Consider the following 17,268-nt stretch of genomic DNA (forward strand, 5'->3'; position numbering starts at 1 on the left):
TCGGGATTCGGGATTCGGGATTCGGAAAATCAGAAATCGGGTTTCGCTCTCACGACTCCCCAATCCCCAATCCCAAATCCCGGCTTCAGAGCAATACAACATCGAACTGCTCCTGCGCATACTGATCGTCGGCCTGGAAACGGATCGACTTGCCGAGGAATTCCTCCAGCTCGGCCACCGCCGCCGACTCTTCGTCGGTGATGCGCGCGACCACTTTCGGCGAGGCGATCACCAGCAGCCGCGCCGCGTCGAACTGGCGCACCTGCCGCACGATGTCGCGGAAGATTTCGTACGTCACCGTCTCCGGCGTCTTCAAGGTGCCGCGCCCGCCGCATTCGTGGCAGGCCTCGCTGAGCTGGCGTTCCAGACTCTCGGTGGTGCGCTTGCGGGTCATCTCGACCAGGCCCAGCGGCGAGAACTCGTAGACCGTGGTCTTGGCGTGGTCGCGCGTGAGTGCCTTCTCCAACTGCCGCAGCACCTGACGGCGGTGCTCCACGTCGGTCATGTCGATGAAGTCGATGATGATGATCCCGCCCAGGTTGCGCAGCCGCAGCTGCCGGGCGACCGACTGCGCCGCCTCCAGATTGGTGCGGTAAACGGTTTCCTCCAGATTGCGTTGACCCAGGAAGGAACCGGTGTTGACGTCGATGGTGGTCATCGCTTCGGTCTGGTCGATGACCAGATAGCCGCCGGACTTGAGCGGGACTTCCTTCTCCAGCGCGCGCTGGATCTCGTCCTCGACCCCATACAGATCGAAGATCGGCCGCGCGCCGGTGTAGTGCTCGATCTTCTCCGCAAGGCCGGGCATGTATTGCGCGGCGAAGCTGCGCAGGCGCTCGCAGGTTTCGCGCGAATCGACCTTGACCTTCTCCACGTCGCGGCGGATCAGGTCGCGCACCGCGCGCAGCGGCAGGCTCAGGTCTTCGTAGACCCGCTCGCCGACCTTCGAGGTTCCGGACTTTTCCGCGATCAGCGCCCAGGCCCGGCTCAGGTAACCGATGTCTTCCGCCAGCGCTTCCTCCGGCTGGCCCTCGGCATTGGTGCGCACGATGTAGCCGTGGTTGTCGCCGGCCGGCGCCAGGGTGGTCACCAGCGATTTCAGCCGCGCGCGCTCGCCTTCGTCCTCGATCCGCGCCGACACCCCGACCACGCGCGTGCGCGGCAGCAGCACCAGGTAACGCGAGGGGATGCTGAGCTGGGTAGTCAGGCGCGCGCCCTTGCTGCCGATCGGGTCCTTGACCACCTGGACCACGATTTCCTGGCCCTCGCGCAGCAACTCGGCGATCGGCCGGGTCGGCGTCGGCGGCAGCGGCGCTTCGTCGCCCTCGCCTTCATTGCTCTGGTTGGGCTTGACGATGTCGGCCGCGTGCAGGAACGCGGCGCGCTCCAGGCCGATCTCGACGAACGCCGCCTGCATGCCCGGCATGACCCGTTGCACCCGGCCCTTGTAGATGTTGCCGACCACGCCGCGGCGCCAGCCGCGTTCGATGTGCAGTTCCTGCAGCATGCCGTTTTCGACCACGGCGACGCGGGTTTCGCGCGGAGTAACGTTGACCAGGATTTCTTCAGTCATGAGGCGGCGCGGATCCCAATGCGGTGATACGGGGCGGTGATACGGGACGACGATAGCGAGCAGTAAACGCCCGCTCGGGTGAAACGCAAGTGGTGCGGTAATGGAAAGCGGCGCGGCAGCTTAAGTTCAACGCTGCCGGAATGATGCCTGCGCGCTCCCCTGCGCGCGATTCACACGCCCACGCCGAATTCGCGCAGCAGGCGCGCGGTCTCGTGCAGCGGCAAGCCCATGACCCCGGAGTAGCTGCCGTCCAGGCGGCTGACGAACACCTCGGCATAGCCCTGGATGGCGTAGGCGCCGGCCTTGCCCATCGGCTCGCCGGTGGCGACGTAGCGCTCGATGGTGGCGTCGTCGAGTTCGGCGAAGGCGACCTGCGAGATCGACACCGCCTGCGCCTCGCGCGAAGGCGATACCAGCGACACCGCGGAAATCACCTGATGGGTGCGGCCCGAAAGCTTGCGCAACATGGCCGCGGCGTCCGCGGCGTCACGCGGCTTGCCGAAGACCTCGTCGTCCAGCACCACTTCGGTGTCCGAACCCAGCACCAGCGCCGAGGGGTTGGCGACCACCTTGAGCAGGCCGGCGCCGGCCTTCTCGCGGGCGACGCGGCGCACGTACTCCAGCGCCGGCTCGCCGGGCTGTCGGTGTTCGGGCAGGTCGAGATCGATGAGGCCGAATTCCAGGCCGAGGCGGCCGAGCAATTCGCGTCGCCGCGGCGACTGGGAGGCTAGATAGAGCATGCGCGAAAGCATAACCCGCGCTGACTGAGCGCCAGCCGACGCCGTACGGCGCAAACCCCGCACCGAATCACGGTTCGTTAACCGGTTCAGCAAGACCCTAGCCCTCGCCCATCAAGGAGTTCCACATGACCCGGTTGTCGTCCTCGTCCACGCCCCTGTCCTTCGCCCGTCTTTCGTTGCGCCCGCTGGCGCTCGCCGCCGTTCTCGCCTTCGGAGCCGCAACCGCCATGACCGCATCCGCCCAGACCTCGCCCTACGTCGCCACCGACGGCACCCTGCTGTCGGTTTCGGCCACCTCCGAAGCCAAGCGCATCCCGAACATCGCCACCGTCTCCACCGGCGTGGTCACCCAGGCCGCCGATGCCAACGCCGCCATGCGCGCCAACGCCGACCAGATGGCCAAGGTCGTGGCCGCGATCAAGGCCGCCGGCATCGCCGAGCGCGACATCCAGACCAGCGGCATCAGCCTCAACCCGCAGTACCGCTACGCCGAGAACCAGCCGCCGGTGATCACCGGCTACCAGGCCAGCAACAACGTCAACATCGTGGTGCGCGACATCTCCAAGGTCGGCAAGATCCTCGACTCGCTGGTCGCCACCGGCGCCAACCAGATCAACGGCCCGACCTTCGACCTCGACGACAAGGACAAGGACGCCGCGTTCGACGAAGCCCGCCGCGGCGCGATCGAAAAGGCCCAGGCCCGCGCCGAGCTCTACGCCAAGACCCTCGGCATGAAGGTGCGCCGCATCGTCAGCGTCAGCGAAGGCGGCCGCTTCGCGCCGCCGATGCCGATGCCGATGATGGCCATGCGCATGGAGAAGGCCGGCGCGGCGTCCGACACCTCGGTCTCGCCGGGCGAAAACTCGCTGTCGATGAGCCTGGACGTGGTCTTCGAACTGGGTAAGTGAGCATGACCGGCCCCGACAAGACCGCGCCGCCGGCGCCCGATCCGCTGCCGGGACGCAATCCCGGCTACCCCGAGCCGCAGCCGCGCGACCCGGACGACGCGCGTCAGCCACATCCGCGCAAGCCGCCCAATCCGGACGACGGCGGTCTGGAGCGCAAGCCCGGAGCGGATCAGGACCCGGCCGGGGATTGAGTCGGCGCCAGCATCTGCAGGCACACGAGGCCCGCGCAAGCGGGCCTCGTTTCGTTTGGTCTGCATGCTTTGCGGGCTCGGCGCCATTGATCGCGTCGTGCCGCAGGCCGCCGGCAGGACAGAATCAGCAAGGTTTCAAAGGAAACGTTGACGCTTTGCACCGATGCGCAAGTGGCCAAGCGCATGACCTCTGGAAGTCCGTTGTTATTCATTCAGCGATTCGACACGTGCCGATGGCAACTCGCCGCCGCGCCTGCAATCGGCGATCCCGGAAAAACCCCGGCGAAAAACCGTGAGGCCGCCTTCGAAGCGCTCATCGCGATAGCGCTTCGCCCCACGCCCCACCCACCAAAGTCGTAAACGAGAACCGCTTGCATTACCCGCCCGCGCCAGCGCATTTTTGTGACGTGGCTCCGCCTTCAGTTTCAACCCCGTTGGCGGAACCCGGCCGTTGTCTGAGTTGTGTAGACAATCCAAGGAGGCAGCACATGGTTCGCGCGATTCCTTCTAACCCGCATCAACCGCTGGACTTCACCCGCATCGCCGCGAATGCCGGCGCCATCGCCTTCAACGGGGCGATGTTGATGCTCATGCTCATTCCCTTGAGCGCCCCTCGGCTTCTGCTGCCCGAGCCCACGACCACCATCGACGTGACGATCATCCGGCCCGACAGGAAAGTCGATCCGCCGCCCCCGCCGCCGCCGACTCAGACCGTGCGAATCACTCGCGACCCGGTCAAGCCGCAACCTGTCGCGCATACGCAGGTGCAGGACCCGCCGCCGATCGTGGTCGATAGCCCGCCAATGGCCGGCGATCCGCCGGGCATCGAGCAACAAGTGGCGATAACGACACCGCCGCCGATCGAAACCGGACCGCTGATCGGCGCCACGTTACAGGCGCTCAGGAACCCGCCTCCGTCCTATCCGCCCGAGGCCGTGCGCGGCAACCTCACCGGCGTGGTCGAACTGGAAATCCTGGTCGGCATCGACGGCAAGCCGATCGACGTCAGCATCGTGCGCAGCAGCGGCCATCGCATCCTCGATCAGGCCGCGGTCCGGGTGGTCAAGTCGCGCTGGACCTTCCAGCCGGCGATGAGCAACGGCCAGCCCGTGCAGGCGCGCGGCCGCGTGCCGATCGAGTTCAAGCTCGACCAGTAATCGCTTCGACATCGCGCAGAACCGAAAAGCCCGGGCTCAGGCCCGGGCTTTTTTATCGCCGCGCGAAACGCGCAAGCCGATCAGGCCCGGTGATACGGATGATTGGCCAACAGCGCCGCGGCCCGATACAACTGCTCGGCCGCGACCAATCGCACCAGCATGTGCGGCAAGGTCAGCGGCCCCAGCGACCATTGCTCATCGGCGCGCGCCAGCACTTCGGGCGCATGGCCTTCCGGGCCGCCGATCAGAAACGCCAGATCCCGCCCCTGCCCGCGCCAATGCTCCAGGCGCTGCGCCAGTTGCTCCGAGGTCCACAAACGCCCGCGCCCTTCCAACGCGACCACGCAGGCATTCTTCGGCAAGGCGGCGAGCACCCGCGCGCCTTCGTCCTGAGTCGCGCGCACCGCGTCGCGGCCTTTGCCGCGCAGTCCGGGCTCGATTTCGACCAGCTCCAGCGGAAGCCAATGCGACAACCGCTTCTGGTATTCGCCGAAGCCCTCCGCGACCCAGCGCGGCGCGCGTTCGCCGACGGCGATGAGTTTGCTCTTCATGCGCCCATGGTAGCCAAGCCGCCGCGCTCGCGCCGCCGGCCGCGAGGCCGGGCCGGCGAACACAGCATCCGGCCGAACATGAAAAGGCCCGACGAATGCCGGGCCTTTCGCTTTGCGAATCCGAGCCGCGCCGGAACCAACCAGCCGGCTACGCCGTCCTCAACGCCGCGGCCTGAAGACCAGCGCGACCAGCGCCGAAACGATAGACGGGGAAAAAGCCAGCGCCGCGGCGTAGGCGATCAAGCGTGCCCACGAGTCGGCGGCCGAAATCGCCAGATGCACCACCCAACCCGCCGCCAATCCGCCGATCGCGACGATCAGCCAGCGCGCGATACCCAACGCGGCGGCCCATCGGGGCAAGGGACGAAACCGGTGCCAGACCAGCAGCAAGGCCCCCAGCACGCACAAGCCCTGCACCGAGAAAAAGGCGTAACCCAAGCTATCGTCGCCAACCACGTCTGTCTCCTTGAACGCGTTGGCGGGCACATCGCGAAGTATCGTCAGAACACCTCGCGGCGGATCTTCCCGAATTGCCGGGAAGACCGCCCGATGCCCGCGACCGCCGTCATCCGCGACGGCGCGCGGTTACTCCATGCCCGCCTGCGCTCAGCGCAGATTCTCTTCGATCACCTTGATCTGCACGCGCTTGCGCAGCGCCGAGGTCAGCTCGCGGCTTTCCTCGAAACCGCCCATCTGCGCGATCTGCGTGCGCAGCATGTCCATCTGCGCCGCGGGGATATCCGACTTGTTACCCGGCACCACCTTGTTGAGCGCGAACAGCACCATGCGGCCGTCGTCGAGCTTGGCCTTGCCGGCCGTCACCTTGCCCGCGGCCGGAGCCTTCAGGGCGAAGATCGCCTCGCTGACTTCCGGCGTCGGCAGCGGCATGCCGCGGCTCACGCCCGGCAGCGTTTCCGGCGCCGGCAGCTGCTTGGACGCGGCCACAGCGGCGATGGTTTCGCCGCCGTTGATACGCGCGATCAGCGCATCGGCTTCCTTCTCGGCGGCCTTGGCGCTGCGATCGGCGCGCACTGCGGCGATCACCTTGTCGCGCACCTGAGCCAGCGGTTGCGCGCGCTCGGGCGTGTGCGCAAGCACGCGGATCAGCACGCTGTGGTCCTGGCCGATATCGATCGGATCGCTGACCGTGTTGTCCTGGATGCGCGCATCGGAGAACGCGGCGCGGATCACCGCGGCGTTGGCGCCGATGCCGGTGTTGGCCGCGGCGTTGCGAGTCACGCCATCGAGCTTGAGCACCGGCAGGTTCATCGCCTTGGCCGGCTCGGCCAGCGTGGTCGGGTTCTTGTAGACGCGATCGACCAGCTTGGCCGAGAAGTCGTTGAACGCGCGCTCGCGGCTGGTCTCGGACTCCTCGCGCACCAGCGTCTCGCGCACCTGCTCGAACGACTGCTGCTGGCCGCTCTTGATCTCGCGCACCCATATCACATGCCAACCGCTGTCGTCCTTGACCGGATTGCTGATCTGGCCGGACTGCAGCGCGAAGGCGGCATCGTCGAACGGGCCGGGAATGGCGCCCTTGCCCATCCAGCCCAGATCGCCGCCGGCGGCCTTGGAACCCAGGTCGTCGCTGTTGGCGCGGGCCAGCGCGGCGAAGTCGGCGCCCGGCGCCTTGGCCTGCGCGGCGATCTGCTTGGCCTTGTCTTCGGCGGCCTTCTGCGCGGCCGCGTCGGCACCGGCCGGCACGTTGATCTGGATGTGCGAGATCTGGCGCTGCTCGGCGGCGAGGAAGCGGTTCTTTTCGTCGTCGTAACGCTTGCGCAGCGCTTCCTCGCTCGGCGGACCCGGCGGCGGCAGGTTCGCGCCGATGAGTTCGACGTATTCGATATTGACGCTTTCCGGCGCGCGGAAATCCTTCGCGTGGCTGTCGTACCACTTCTGGATGTCGGCGGCGGCGACTTCGCCGGTGTCGGCCGGCGGCGCCGGCATCATGACCAGGCTGACGTCGCGCTTTTCGCCCATCAGCTTGACCAGGCGATCGATCTCGCTGGGGGTCAGAAAGCTGCTTTCGCCGACGCCGCCGGTCAACAGGGTTTCCATCAGGCGATCGCGCACGAACTGCTCGAACTGCGTCGGCGTCTGCTGCGGCTGACGCATCTGCAGGCCGAGGATGTAGCGCTCCTGATTGAACTTGCCGTTGCTGTCCTGGAAGTCCGGCACGCTCTGGATGGTCTTGACCACCAGCGCATCGCTGACCGTCAGGCCGTCGATTTCCGCCGCGAGCTTGCGCACTCGCTCATCGATCAGTTGATCGAGCACTTCGCGCTTGCTTTCGGGTTTTTCGAACTCGCGCGCGTCGAAGGCTTCGCCTTGCTGCGCGCGGCGGCGATCGCGTTCGCGCTGGAAGCGCTCGCTGAATTCGCCCGCGTCGATCGACTCCTTGCGCCACAGCATGGACGCCGGCCACCACGTCGGCGCGGTGCGCCACCACGACGGCGGAACCTCGATGCGCGCCACCGCGTTGTCCACGCGCTGCACGAGGTACTGCTCGATGCCGACGAAGGCGAAGGGAATGATCAGCAGGCCGAGGATCACGGTGGCGATCCAGCCCGAGGTCTTGTCGCGTAGGGTCTGCAGCATGTCCGGGTCGCGTTAAGTCGTAAGCCGGACAGTTTAGCGCGGTTCCAACAGACCGCACGCGGCGGCGGCCGAATCTGGGCGAAGGCGCGCAGCCCCTGGCCTCAAGGCCGCCGCCTCCCGCGCCAGCCCCATCGCCCCGCCCGGGGCACCGGTGGCCCCAAAGAAAAAGGGCGCCCCATCTGGGACGCCCCGAACAAAACGAAGGCACCGTTGCCGATGCCTTCGGTAAAACTGGCGGAGTGGACGGGACTCGAACCCGCGACCTCCGGCGTGACAGGCCAGCATTCTAACCGACTGAACTACCACTCCGCGCTTTGAAACTTTCAAGGCCTTCGACCGGTTATTGCCGCATCGCGACAAAATCGAAGCCCCTCACTTATATAAAAACAAAGGCGCCGTATAAACGGCGCCCTTGGCAAAACTGGCGGAGTGGACGGGACTCGAACCCGCGACCTCCGGCGTGACAGGCCAGCATTCTAACCGACTGAACTACCACTCCGCATGCTTTGAAACTTTTACCGCTAAACGCTTGTAACCGGGAACCCGACTCTTACCGCGAACCGCCTTGCGGGGAACGCTTCGGCAGAAAGACCAGCCAGCCTGGTGGGTGCTGAGGGTTTCGAACCCCCGACCCTCTCCGTGTAAAGGAGACGCTCTACCGCTGAGCTAAGCACCCGAATGATTTGGGCCTACTGCTTTGGGTTCCGTTCGGCGATGCCCTGCACCGCCGTCGAGTTACTCAGTTTACAGCATCCTTCAGCGCCTTGCCAGCCTTGAAGGAGGGATTCTTCGAGGCCGCGATCTTGATCGTTTCGCCGGTCTTCGGGTTACGGCCCTGGCGGGCGGCGCGCTTGCGCACCTGGAAGGTGCCGAAGCCTACGAGCGTGACTGTGTCGCCCTTCTTGAGCGCCTTGGTGACGACGTCGATCAGCGCATCGACGGCGGCGGTAGCGTCGGTCTTCGACAGCTCGGCGGTTTCGGCGACGGCGCCTACGAGTTCGGCCTTGTTCATTATTTTTTTGACTCCCTGTGCGGTGTGACCGCGTGTTCTGAGAATCGAAACGGTCGCCGCAGGAGGCGAGCGTTTCGATCAAGTGTGCCGCGCAACAGTTTTGTTGTGCATTGATGCAGCGCGGTTGCGCTCGTTATACCAGCGGCATTTTGGGGGCGCAAGCTTGAAAGCTAGCTGTGGCGCGGCTTTCAGAGGTTTTTTGCGTCCCCATTCGATCTGCCCGACCAGCGGCCCGAGTCAGTGCTTGACGTCGGGCTGCGGATTGGTCTTGCCGCTTTCTCGAACCGGAAGTTCGCCTTCGCCGGAGGCCGGAGTCGGCGCGATGGGACGTTCAAGCGCGAGATCGAGCACTTCGTCGATCCAGCGCGCCGGCACGATCTTCAAGCCCTGCGTCACGCTCTTGGGCAGATCGGCCAGATCCTTGCGGTTCTCTTCGGGAATGATCACGGTGCGGATGCCGCCGCGCAGCGCGGCGAGCAACTTCTCTTTCAAGCCGCCGATCGGCAACACGCGGCCGCGCAAGGTGATCTCGCCGGTCATCGCCACATCGGCCTTGACCGGATTCTTGGTCAGCATCGACACCAGCGCGGTCGCCATGCCGATGCCGGCGCTCGGGCCGTCCTTCGGCGTCGCGCCTTCGGGCACGTGCACGTGCACGTCGTGCTTCTGCAGGAACTCGACGTCGATACCCAGCGTCTGCGCGCGCGCGCGCACTACCGACAACGCCGCCGACGCCGATTCCTTCATCACATCGCCCAGCTGGCCGGTGAGGATCAGCTGGCCCTTGCCCGGCACCAGCGTGGCTTCGACCTGCAGCAAGTCGCCGCCGACTTCGGTCCAGGCCAGACCGGTGACCAGGCCGATTTCGTTCTGCTCTTCGGCGCGGCCGAAATCGAAGCGACGCACGCCCAGGTATTTCTCGAGATTCTTCGAGCTGATGCTGAGCGCGCTGTCTTTGCCCTTCTTGACCTTGGGACCGGCCAGCGCGATTTCCTTCACCACCTTGCGGCAGATCTTGGAGATTTCGCGTTCCAGGTTACGCACGCCCGATTCGCGCGTGTAGTAACGCACGATGTCGCGCACCGCCGATTCGGCGATCTTGATTTCCTCGACCTTCAGGCCGTTGTTCTTGATCTGCTTGGGCAGCAGATAGCGCATGGCGATGTTGAGCTTCTCTTCCTCGGTGTAGCCCGGGATGCGGATCACTTCCATGCGGTCCAGCAAGGGGCCGGGAATGTTGAGCGAGTTGGAGGTGGCGACGAACATCACTTCGCTGAGGTCGAGATCGACCTCCAGGTAGTGGTCGTTGAACGAGTTGTTCTGCTCCGGATCGAGCACTTCCAGCAGCGCCGAGGACGGATCGCCGCGGAAGTCCATCGACATCTTGTCGATTTCATCGAGCACGAACAGCGGGTTCTTGGTGCCGATCTTGTTGAGGTTCTGCACGATGCGGCCCGGCATCGAACCCACATAGGTACGGCGATGGCCGCGAATCTCGGCTTCGTCGCGCACGCCGCCGAGCGACATGCGCACGAACTTGCGATTGGTGGCCTTGGCGATGGACTGGCCCAGCGAAGTCTTGCCCACGCCGGGCGGGCCGACCAGGCACAGGATCGCGCCCTTCATGTTTTTCACGCGCGTCTGCACGGCGAGGTATTCGAGAATGCGTTCCTTGACCTTTTCCAGACCGAAGTGATCCGCGTCGAGCACGTCCTGCGCGGCCTTGAGGTCCTTGCGGATCTTGCTGCGCTTCTTCCACGGCACGCCGAGCAGCCAATCCAGATAGTTGCGCACGACCGCGGCTTCGGCCGACATCGGCGACATCTGCTTGAGCTTGTTGAGCTCGGCCTTGGCCTTGGTCTCCACCGGCTTGGGCATGCCGGCTTCGGCAATCTTGCGCGCGAGCTCGTCGATGTCGTTGGGCGCATCGTCGATTTCGCCGAGCTCCTTCTGGATCGCCTTCATCTGCTCGTTGAGGTAGTACTCGCGCTGGCTCTTCTCCATCTGCGACTTGACCCGGCCGCGGATGCGCTTTTCCAGCTGCTGCACATCGATCTCGCCATCGACCAGCCCGACCAGCTGTTCCAGGCGGGTGCCGATCGCATGGGTTTCCAACAGCTTCTGCTTGTCGCCGATGCGCACGCCCAGGTGGGCGGCGACGGTATCGGCCAGGCGGCCGGGTTCGTCGATGCCGGCCAGGGTCTGCATCAGCTCCGGCGGCAGCTTGCGGTTGGTCTTGACGTATTGCTCGAACAGGCCCATCAGCGATCGCGCGATCGCTTCCACCTCGCGTTCTTCGCGATCGACGACCGGCTCGACCACCAAGGCCTGGCCCGACAGCGCGCCGTCGCGTTCCAGCACGTCGCTGACGCTGACGCGCGAAACGCCTTCGACCAGCACCTTGATGGTGCCGTCGGGCAGCTTGAGCAATTGCAGCACCTGGGCGAGCGTGCCGATCTCGTAGAGATCCTCCGCGCCCGGGTCGTCGGTCTCGGCGGACTTCTGCGCGACCAACAGGATGCGCTTATCGGATTCCATGGCCTGATCGAGTGCGCGAATGGATTTGTCGCGCCCCACGAACAGCGGGATCACCATGTGCGGGAACACGACCACATCGCGCAGCGGCAGCACCGGCAGGGTCATGGATTCGGCGGAAGACTCAGTCATCGTAGGTCTCGACAAGCGTGGGGTGAGGACGCTGGAGCGCCCAGGCTCCCGTTATGGGGGTGCCGGCCCGGGAGCGCAAGCAAAGGCTGCCGGGTCGCTCGAAAAAACCTGAAAAACGCCTTCGAAATCACCAGCTTGCGATGCAAATTCGAGACTGGGACAAAGCGTCCCGCGGCCCTGGATCCGCATCCCGGGAGCGCGGATGGGCGGTGATCGCGCGAGCCCATCGAGCTATATAACGCAAGCGAGCACATGTACCGGAACAGCGGCTGCAAACCCCTCATTCAGCTGGGCCCGCTTACCCGGCCGAGAGGCCCGGCGGCGGCAGGCGGGCGAACCTGCCTGAACCACCGCGCGAGACCTTGGCGGGGTCGGCGGACTGCGCAACCACCCGGCATCGAGTCCTACTGAATCGCCTTGCCCGCTCCGGCGCAATTGGCCAATGGTCTTGCGCCATCCGGCGCCTCAAACATAGACGCCCGCGCATACGAAAACGCCCCGGAGATCCGGGGCGTTTGGCTGCTTCTGATTCGTCTGCGGCCGGGCTTACTCGGCCGAAGCGACCTTGGGCTGCGCCGGCGGCGTCTGATAGATCAGATACGGCTCGGACTTGTGCTCGATCACCGACTCGTCCACGACCACCTTGCTGACATTCTCCAGCGACGGCAGTTCGTACATCGTGTCCAGCAGCACCGACTCGACGATGGTGCGCAGGCCGCGCGCGCCGGTCTTGCGCTTCAGAGCCTTGCGCGCGATCGCCGCCAGCGCGTCGGGACGGAATTCGAGCTCGACGCTCTCCATCTCGAACAGCTTGCGGAACTGCTTGGTGATCGCGTTCTTGGGCTCGGTCAGGATCGACACCAGCGCCGCTTCGTCGAGTTCCTCAAGCGTGGCGACCACGGGCAGGCGGCCGACGAACTCAGGGATCAGGCCGAACTTGATCAGATCTTCGGGCTCGACTTCGGCCAGGATCTTGCCGATGTCGATCTTGCGCTCGCTGCTCTTGACCTTGGCGCCGAAGCCGATTCCGCCGGCCTCGGTGCTGCGCTGCTGGATGATCTTGTCCAGACCGGCGAACGCGCCGCCGACCACGAACAGGATGTTGCGCGTATCGACCTGCAGGAATTCCTGCTGCGGATGCTTGCGCCCGCCCTGCGGCGGCACGCTGGCGATGGTGCCTTCGATCAGCTTCAGCAGCGCCTGCTGCACGCCTTCGCCGGACACGTCGCGGGTGATCGACGGGTTATCGCTCTTACGCGAAATCTTGTCGATTTCATCGATGTAGACGATGCCCTGCTGCGCCTTCTCGACGTCGTAGTCGCACTTTTGCAGCAGCTTTTGAATGATGTTCTCGACGTCCTCGCCCACGTAACCGGCTTCGGTCAGGGTGGTGGCGTCGGCGATCGTGAACGGCACGTTGAGCAGGCGCGCCAGCGTTTCGGCCAGCAGCGTCTTGCCCGAACCGGTCGGCCCGACCAGCAGAATGTTCGACTTCGACAATTCGACGTCGTCGTTCTTCTGGCGGCTTTCGATGCGCTTGTAGTGGTTGTACACGGCCACAGCCAACGTGCGCTTGGCGCGCAGCTGGCCGATCACGTACTGGTCGAGCACCTCGAGGATCTCGCGCGGCTTCGGCAGATGACTGCGTGCCGACTGCGCCTTTTCCTCGAGTTCTTCACGGATGATGTCGTTGCAAAGCTCGACGCACTCATCGCAGATGAAGACGCTCGGACCCGCAATCAGCTTGCGGACTTCGTGCTGGCTTTTACCGCAGAACGAGCAATACAGGATCTTGTTGCTGTCGCCCGTGCTGCGTCCTTGTCGATCGTCGGTCATGCTTGGTGGGGTCCGTTGCTGCTCAGTCGTGAAGCTTGGTTCTTAATATGCCCAAATGAGCTTGACGGCAAGCGCCGCCAGCACTCATTCAGCTATGACGATCCGAGAATAACACAGCGCCCCGGCCCACCCCGCAGGATGGGTCGCGCCGGGGGTTCCCCAGCGCTATCAAGGGTTTGCGTGTCATGTCCGGTCGCTGATCGGCGCCGATCAGGAGGCCTGGACCGAATCTTCCGGGCGGCGTTCCAGCACCTGGTCGATCAGGCCGTAATCGCGCGCGGCCTCGGCGCTCTTGAAGTTGTCGCGCTCGGTGTCGCGCGCGATGGTCTCCAGGGCCTGCCCGGTGTGCTTGGACAGGATTTCGTTGAGGCGCTGACGCAGGGTCAGGATCTCGCGGGCGTGGATGTCGATATCGGTCGCCTGACCCTGGAAGCCGCCCAGCGGCTGGTGGATCATCACGCGCGAATTCGGCAGCGCCAGGCGCTTGCCCTTGGCGCCGGCGGCGAGCAGCAGCGCGCCCATGCTGGCGGCCTGGCCGATGCAGATGGTGCTCACATCGGGCTTGATGTACTGCATGGTGTCGTAGATCGCCATGCCGGCGGTGACCACGCCGCCCGGCGAGTTGATGTAGAGGTTGATGTCCTTCTCGGGGTTTTCCGCCTCGAGAAACAGCATCTGGGCGACGATCACGTTGGCCACGTGGTCGTCCACGCCGCCGACCAGGAAGATCACGCGCTCTTTGAGCAGGCGCGAATAGATGTCGTAGGCGCGTTCGCCGCGGCTGGTCTGCTCGACCACCATCGGCACCAGGTTCAGGGCTTTGGTTCGGTTATCCATGTTCAACGGCACCTATTGGCTGACGTAGAAGTGCGCTTGATTAACGCAGCGCGGTCCGGCCAACTTGGGGCCGGCCGGACCGCAGCGCAAGAGGCGCGATTGCTAAATGTGGTCAAGCCGCTGAGCGCGCCCGATTCGGACAGCCCCGCATCGGACCGTCCGGGCCGCATGCGGCGACGGCCCGCGACCTGCGCCGCGGGCCGCGCGAAGGTCAGCTCGGGCGGATCGCTTCACTGAACGACAGCGGCTGTTCGGTGTGCTGGGCGCGCTCGGCGATCCAGTCGATCACCTGCTCTTCCATCACCCGGTTCTGCAAGCCGGCCATCAGCTGCTGGTCGTTGCGGTACAGGTCGATCACCTGCTGCGGCTCCTCGTAGGTCGAGGCGATCAGGCGCAGGGTCTCGTTGACACGCTTGGGCTCCAGGCGCAGCTCGTTGCGGCGGGCGATCTCGCCGACCAGCAGGCCGACCAGCACGCGCTGGCGGGCGGCGTCCATGTAGTTCAGGTGAGCGTCGGCCGGCGCTTCGATCTGGCGGCCCTGGCGGCGGGCCTGCTCGACGGTCTGCCAGACCATGTCGCGGGCTTCGTTCTCGACCAGCTTCGGCGGCATTTCCACCGCTTCGTAGGCCTTGACCAGCTGCTCGCCGACTTCGCGGCGCAGACGGGTCATCAGCGCGCCTTTGAGCTCGCGCTCCAGGTTGGTGCGGATGTCGTTGCGGAACTGCTCGGCATCCCCGCTCTTCACGCCGAAGCTCTTGATGAAGGCATCGTCCACGTCCGGCAGCACCGGCTCGGAGACGTGGTTGAGCTTGAGGTGCACGTTGGCCTTCTTGCCGGCGACTTCAGCGGCGCGCCAATCGGCCGGGAACTCGACTTCGGCGATCTTCTCTTCGCCGGCCTTGACGCCGACCATGGCGTCTTCCAGCGGCTTGAACATCGCGCCCGAGCCGATCTGGGTGCTGCCGTACTCGGCGCCCTCGGCCGGCAGACGCACGCCGTCCACTTCGGTCCAGGTTTCCACTTCGACCACGTCGCCTTCCTGCGCCGGACGCTCGACCGTGGTCAGGGTGCGGCGCTGCAGGCGCAGGTTTTCGATCATCGCGTCGATGTCGGTGTCGGTCACTTCCGCGGTGTGGCGGGTGATCTCCAGCTTGCCGACGTCGATGTCGCCGAAATCCGGCACGACTTCGAAGGTGGCGATGTACGAAAGCGTCTCGCCGCTTTCCACCGCCGGCTCGATGCGCGGGTTGCCCGCGATCTGCAGCTTTTCTTCGCGCACGGCGTTGCTGAAGCTTTCGCGCAGCATGCCATCGAGGATTTCGGCGCGGACCTGGGCGCCGAAGCGCTGCTCGATGACCTTGGTCGGTACCTTGCCCGGGCGAAAGCCCTTGATCTTGGCGCCGCGCGCGATTTCGCGCAGGCGGCCGCCGACCTGATTTTCCAGATTCTCGGCCGGGAGGCTGAAGGTCAGTCGGCGTTCCAGCGAGCCCAGCGATTCGAGCGAAACTTGCATATCCACTCCTGCGACCACGGCACCTGCCGCAGCGACGATGTTGATGATCTTGTCCGGCCGCCAGTCCTTGCGAGAGCTCGCCGGCCAGCGGAACTTGCTAGTTTGGCCGATAAAGGCCGCCGCTGCCAGCGCTAAAGGGCCGCAAATCCGCCATGGATGGGGTTTTGCGGGCGATTGAGTGGTTTGGGGGACTAAATCGGGGGTTGCGCCGGGTCTGGGCGGGGTGTGGATGATTCCGGCCACCGCCACCGCCACCGAGCTGAATCTTGAGGTGGTGAGACGGCGGCACGGCCGGCGGCGCAAAGCGGTCGGCGACCCGGGGAGCACCCGGCCTTTACCGGTGCAAGAGCCCGGCCGGGGTGACCGGCCATTGGGGCATTCGAGGCGGATGGTCTTTAGACCAGACGCCTTGGTGCGAAAGGCGGGACTCGAACCCGCACGGGGGTTACCCGCTGGAACCTAAATCCAGTGCGTCTACCAATTCCGCCACTTTCGCATGGGCCGGCATCGTGCGATGCGGCCGACGCATTCTAGCCATGCGCCGGTAAAAAATCGCCTCCGCGCCCGGCCCTCGGCGAGACGATCGCCGCTCGCGCCGCGCACCGCCGCCATGGCATCCATTCGCCATAGCCAGCAAACACGCGGCCACCGCATCCGGATTCTGTTCGCCGACCGGCGCGGCTATGCTCGCGCAAACCCAACGGAACCTCCGCCGTGCGCGAGCTATACCCCGAGATCGAGCCGTACCAGACCCATCGCCTCGCCGTCAGCGATCTGCACGAGTTGCACGTGGAAGAATGCGGCAATCCCGACGGCCTGCCGGTGGTGTTCCTGCACGGCGGCCCCGGCGCGGGCGTGTCGCCTTATCACCGCCGCTTCTTCGATCCCAAGCGCTATCGCATCGTGTTGTTCGATCAGCGCGGCGCCGGCAAGTCCACGCCGCATGCCGAGCTCCGCGACAATACGACGCAGCATCTGGTCGCCGATATCGAAACGATCCGCGCGCATTTCGGCATCGAACGCTGGGTGGTGTTCGGCGGCTCGTGGGGCTCCACGCTCTCGCTCGCCTACGCGCAGGCCCATCCCGAACGCGTGCTCGGCCTGGTGCTGCGCGGAATTTTCCTGGGTCGGCCGGGCGAGTTGCGCTGGTTCAACGAACTCGACGGCGGCGCGCGCTGGGTCTTCCCGGAACGCTGGGCGCATTACCTGGCGCACATCCCGGAAGAAGAGCACGACAACCTGACCGAAGCCTACTGGCGCCGGCTCGACAGCGACGACCCGGCGGTGCGCCTGGCCGCGGCGCTGGCCTGGGGCTATTGGGAAGGCGGCAGCACCACCTTGATCCACGACCCGGAAGAACCGGGCAATCTCGAACAACCGGACGTGGCGATCAGCCTCGCCCGCGCGGAAGCGCACTACTTCCGCCACGACATCTTTCTGGAGCCGGATCAGCTGCTGCGCGATGTCGGCCGCATCCGCCATATTCCGGCGACGATCGTGCACGGGCGCTACGACATGATCTGCCCGGTCAAGAGCGCGGTCGATCTGTCCGCGGCGTGGCCGGAAGCGCAGCTTCGCATCGTGCTCGCGGGCCACAGCGCGGCCGACCCGGCGATCGTCGATGTGCTGGTGACCGCCACCGACGCCCTGGCCGACCGCTTCGGCTGATCGGCGCCTGCCTCCCG

14 protein-coding genes and 4 tRNA genes are annotated in these 17,268 nt (G+C 65.5%); 4 read left to right on the forward strand and 14 right to left on the reverse strand.

The window, feature by feature from the left end; genetic code table 11:
* Positions 1 to 85: 85 nt before the first annotated feature.
* Together rng and LG3211_RS15200 are read right to left on the reverse strand one after the other, a co-directional pair.
* The gene (rng, locus tag LG3211_RS15195; RefSeq protein ID WP_057943575.1) at positions 86 to 1,573 is read right to left on the reverse strand and encodes a ribonuclease G; all 1,488 of its coding nucleotides are present in this window, start codon (positions 1,571 to 1,573) and stop codon (positions 86 to 88) included.
* A 170-nt stretch (positions 1,574 to 1,743) separates the two neighbouring features.
* Positions 1,744 to 2,313, reverse strand: coding sequence for a Maf family protein (locus tag LG3211_RS15200; RefSeq protein WP_057943576.1), 570 nt, complete (start codon positions 2,311 to 2,313; stop codon positions 1,744 to 1,746).
* A gap of 125 nt (positions 2,314 to 2,438) precedes the next feature.
* On the opposite strand from LG3211_RS15200, the gene LG3211_RS15205 reads away from it, so the two are divergent.
* The 3 genes from LG3211_RS15205 (at position 2,439) to LG3211_RS15215 (ending at position 4,569) form a co-directional block, all read left to right on the forward strand.
* The gene (locus tag LG3211_RS15205; RefSeq protein WP_057943577.1) at positions 2,439 to 3,221 is read left to right on the forward strand and encodes an SIMPL domain-containing protein; all 783 of its coding nucleotides are present in this window, start codon (positions 2,439 to 2,441) and stop codon (positions 3,219 to 3,221) included.
* A 2-nt stretch (positions 3,222 to 3,223) separates the two neighbouring features.
* On the forward strand, positions 3,224 to 3,412 hold the full coding sequence (locus LG3211_RS15210; protein WP_057943578.1) for a hypothetical protein: 189 nt from the start codon (positions 3,224 to 3,226) through the stop codon (positions 3,410 to 3,412).
* A gap of 488 nt (positions 3,413 to 3,900) precedes the next feature.
* Positions 3,901 to 4,569: an energy transducer TonB gene (locus LG3211_RS15215; protein WP_057943579.1), complete on the forward strand. Its 669-nt coding sequence runs from the start codon at positions 3,901 to 3,903 to the stop codon at positions 4,567 to 4,569.
* Positions 4,570 to 4,649: 80 nt separating this feature from the next.
* Here LG3211_RS15215 and rlmH read toward each other — a convergent pair whose 3' ends face one another.
* From rlmH to LG3211_RS15275, 12 genes are all read right to left on the reverse strand, one after another.
* Positions 4,650 to 5,120 carry a 23S rRNA (pseudouridine(1915)-N(3))-methyltransferase RlmH gene (rlmH, locus tag LG3211_RS15220; RefSeq protein WP_057943580.1) on the reverse strand — a complete coding sequence of 157 codons (471 nt, stop codon included), beginning with the start codon at positions 5,118 to 5,120 and terminating at the stop codon, positions 4,650 to 4,652.
* A gap of 159 nt (positions 5,121 to 5,279) precedes the next feature.
* Complete coding sequence (locus LG3211_RS15225; protein WP_057943581.1) at positions 5,280 to 5,606, reverse strand: hypothetical protein; 327 nt, start codon at positions 5,604 to 5,606, stop codon at positions 5,280 to 5,282.
* Between the two features lie 120 nt (positions 5,607 to 5,726).
* Positions 5,727 to 7,718 carry a peptidyl-prolyl cis-trans isomerase gene (locus LG3211_RS15230; protein WP_057943582.1) on the reverse strand — a complete coding sequence of 664 codons (1,992 nt, stop codon included), beginning with the start codon at positions 7,716 to 7,718 and terminating at the stop codon, positions 5,727 to 5,729.
* A gap of 232 nt (positions 7,719 to 7,950) precedes the next feature.
* Positions 7,951 to 8,027, reverse strand: a tRNA-Asp gene (locus LG3211_RS15235).
* Between the two features lie 113 nt (positions 8,028 to 8,140).
* A tRNA-Asp gene (locus LG3211_RS15240) sits at positions 8,141 to 8,217 on the reverse strand.
* 102 nt (positions 8,218 to 8,319) lie between these two features.
* Positions 8,320 to 8,394 (reverse strand) — tRNA-Val (locus LG3211_RS15245).
* 63 nt (positions 8,395 to 8,457) lie between these two features.
* On the reverse strand, positions 8,458 to 8,730 hold the full coding sequence (locus LG3211_RS15250) for an HU family DNA-binding protein (protein WP_057943583.1): 273 nt from the start codon (positions 8,728 to 8,730) through the stop codon (positions 8,458 to 8,460).
* Positions 8,731 to 8,967: 237 nt separating this feature from the next.
* Complete coding sequence (gene lon, locus LG3211_RS15255; RefSeq protein ID WP_057943584.1) at positions 8,968 to 11,397, reverse strand: endopeptidase La; 2,430 nt, start codon at positions 11,395 to 11,397, stop codon at positions 8,968 to 8,970.
* A gap of 546 nt (positions 11,398 to 11,943) precedes the next feature.
* Positions 11,944 to 13,233 carry an ATP-dependent Clp protease ATP-binding subunit ClpX gene (gene clpX / locus LG3211_RS15260; RefSeq protein WP_057943585.1) on the reverse strand — a complete coding sequence of 430 codons (1,290 nt, stop codon included), beginning with the start codon at positions 13,231 to 13,233 and terminating at the stop codon, positions 11,944 to 11,946.
* A gap of 210 nt (positions 13,234 to 13,443) precedes the next feature.
* Positions 13,444 to 14,070, reverse strand: a complete 627-nt coding sequence (gene clpP, locus LG3211_RS15265; RefSeq protein WP_057945515.1) for an ATP-dependent Clp endopeptidase proteolytic subunit ClpP — start codon at positions 14,068 to 14,070, stop codon at positions 13,444 to 13,446.
* 211 nt (positions 14,071 to 14,281) lie between these two features.
* The gene (gene tig / locus LG3211_RS15270; protein ID WP_057943586.1) at positions 14,282 to 15,583 is read right to left on the reverse strand and encodes a trigger factor; all 1,302 of its coding nucleotides are present in this window, start codon (positions 15,581 to 15,583) and stop codon (positions 14,282 to 14,284) included.
* Between the two features lie 410 nt (positions 15,584 to 15,993).
* Positions 15,994 to 16,079, reverse strand: a tRNA-Leu gene (locus LG3211_RS15275).
* A gap of 218 nt (positions 16,080 to 16,297) precedes the next feature.
* Here LG3211_RS15275 and pip point away from each other — a divergent pair.
* On the forward strand, positions 16,298 to 17,251 hold the full coding sequence (pip, locus tag LG3211_RS15280) for a prolyl aminopeptidase (protein ID WP_057943587.1): 954 nt from the start codon (positions 16,298 to 16,300) through the stop codon (positions 17,249 to 17,251).
* The last annotated feature ends 17 nt before the right edge of the window (positions 17,252 to 17,268 follow it).

The organism is Lysobacter gummosus (genome assembly GCF_001442805.1).
Lineage (GTDB): Bacteria > Pseudomonadota > Gammaproteobacteria > Xanthomonadales > Xanthomonadaceae > Lysobacter > Lysobacter gummosus.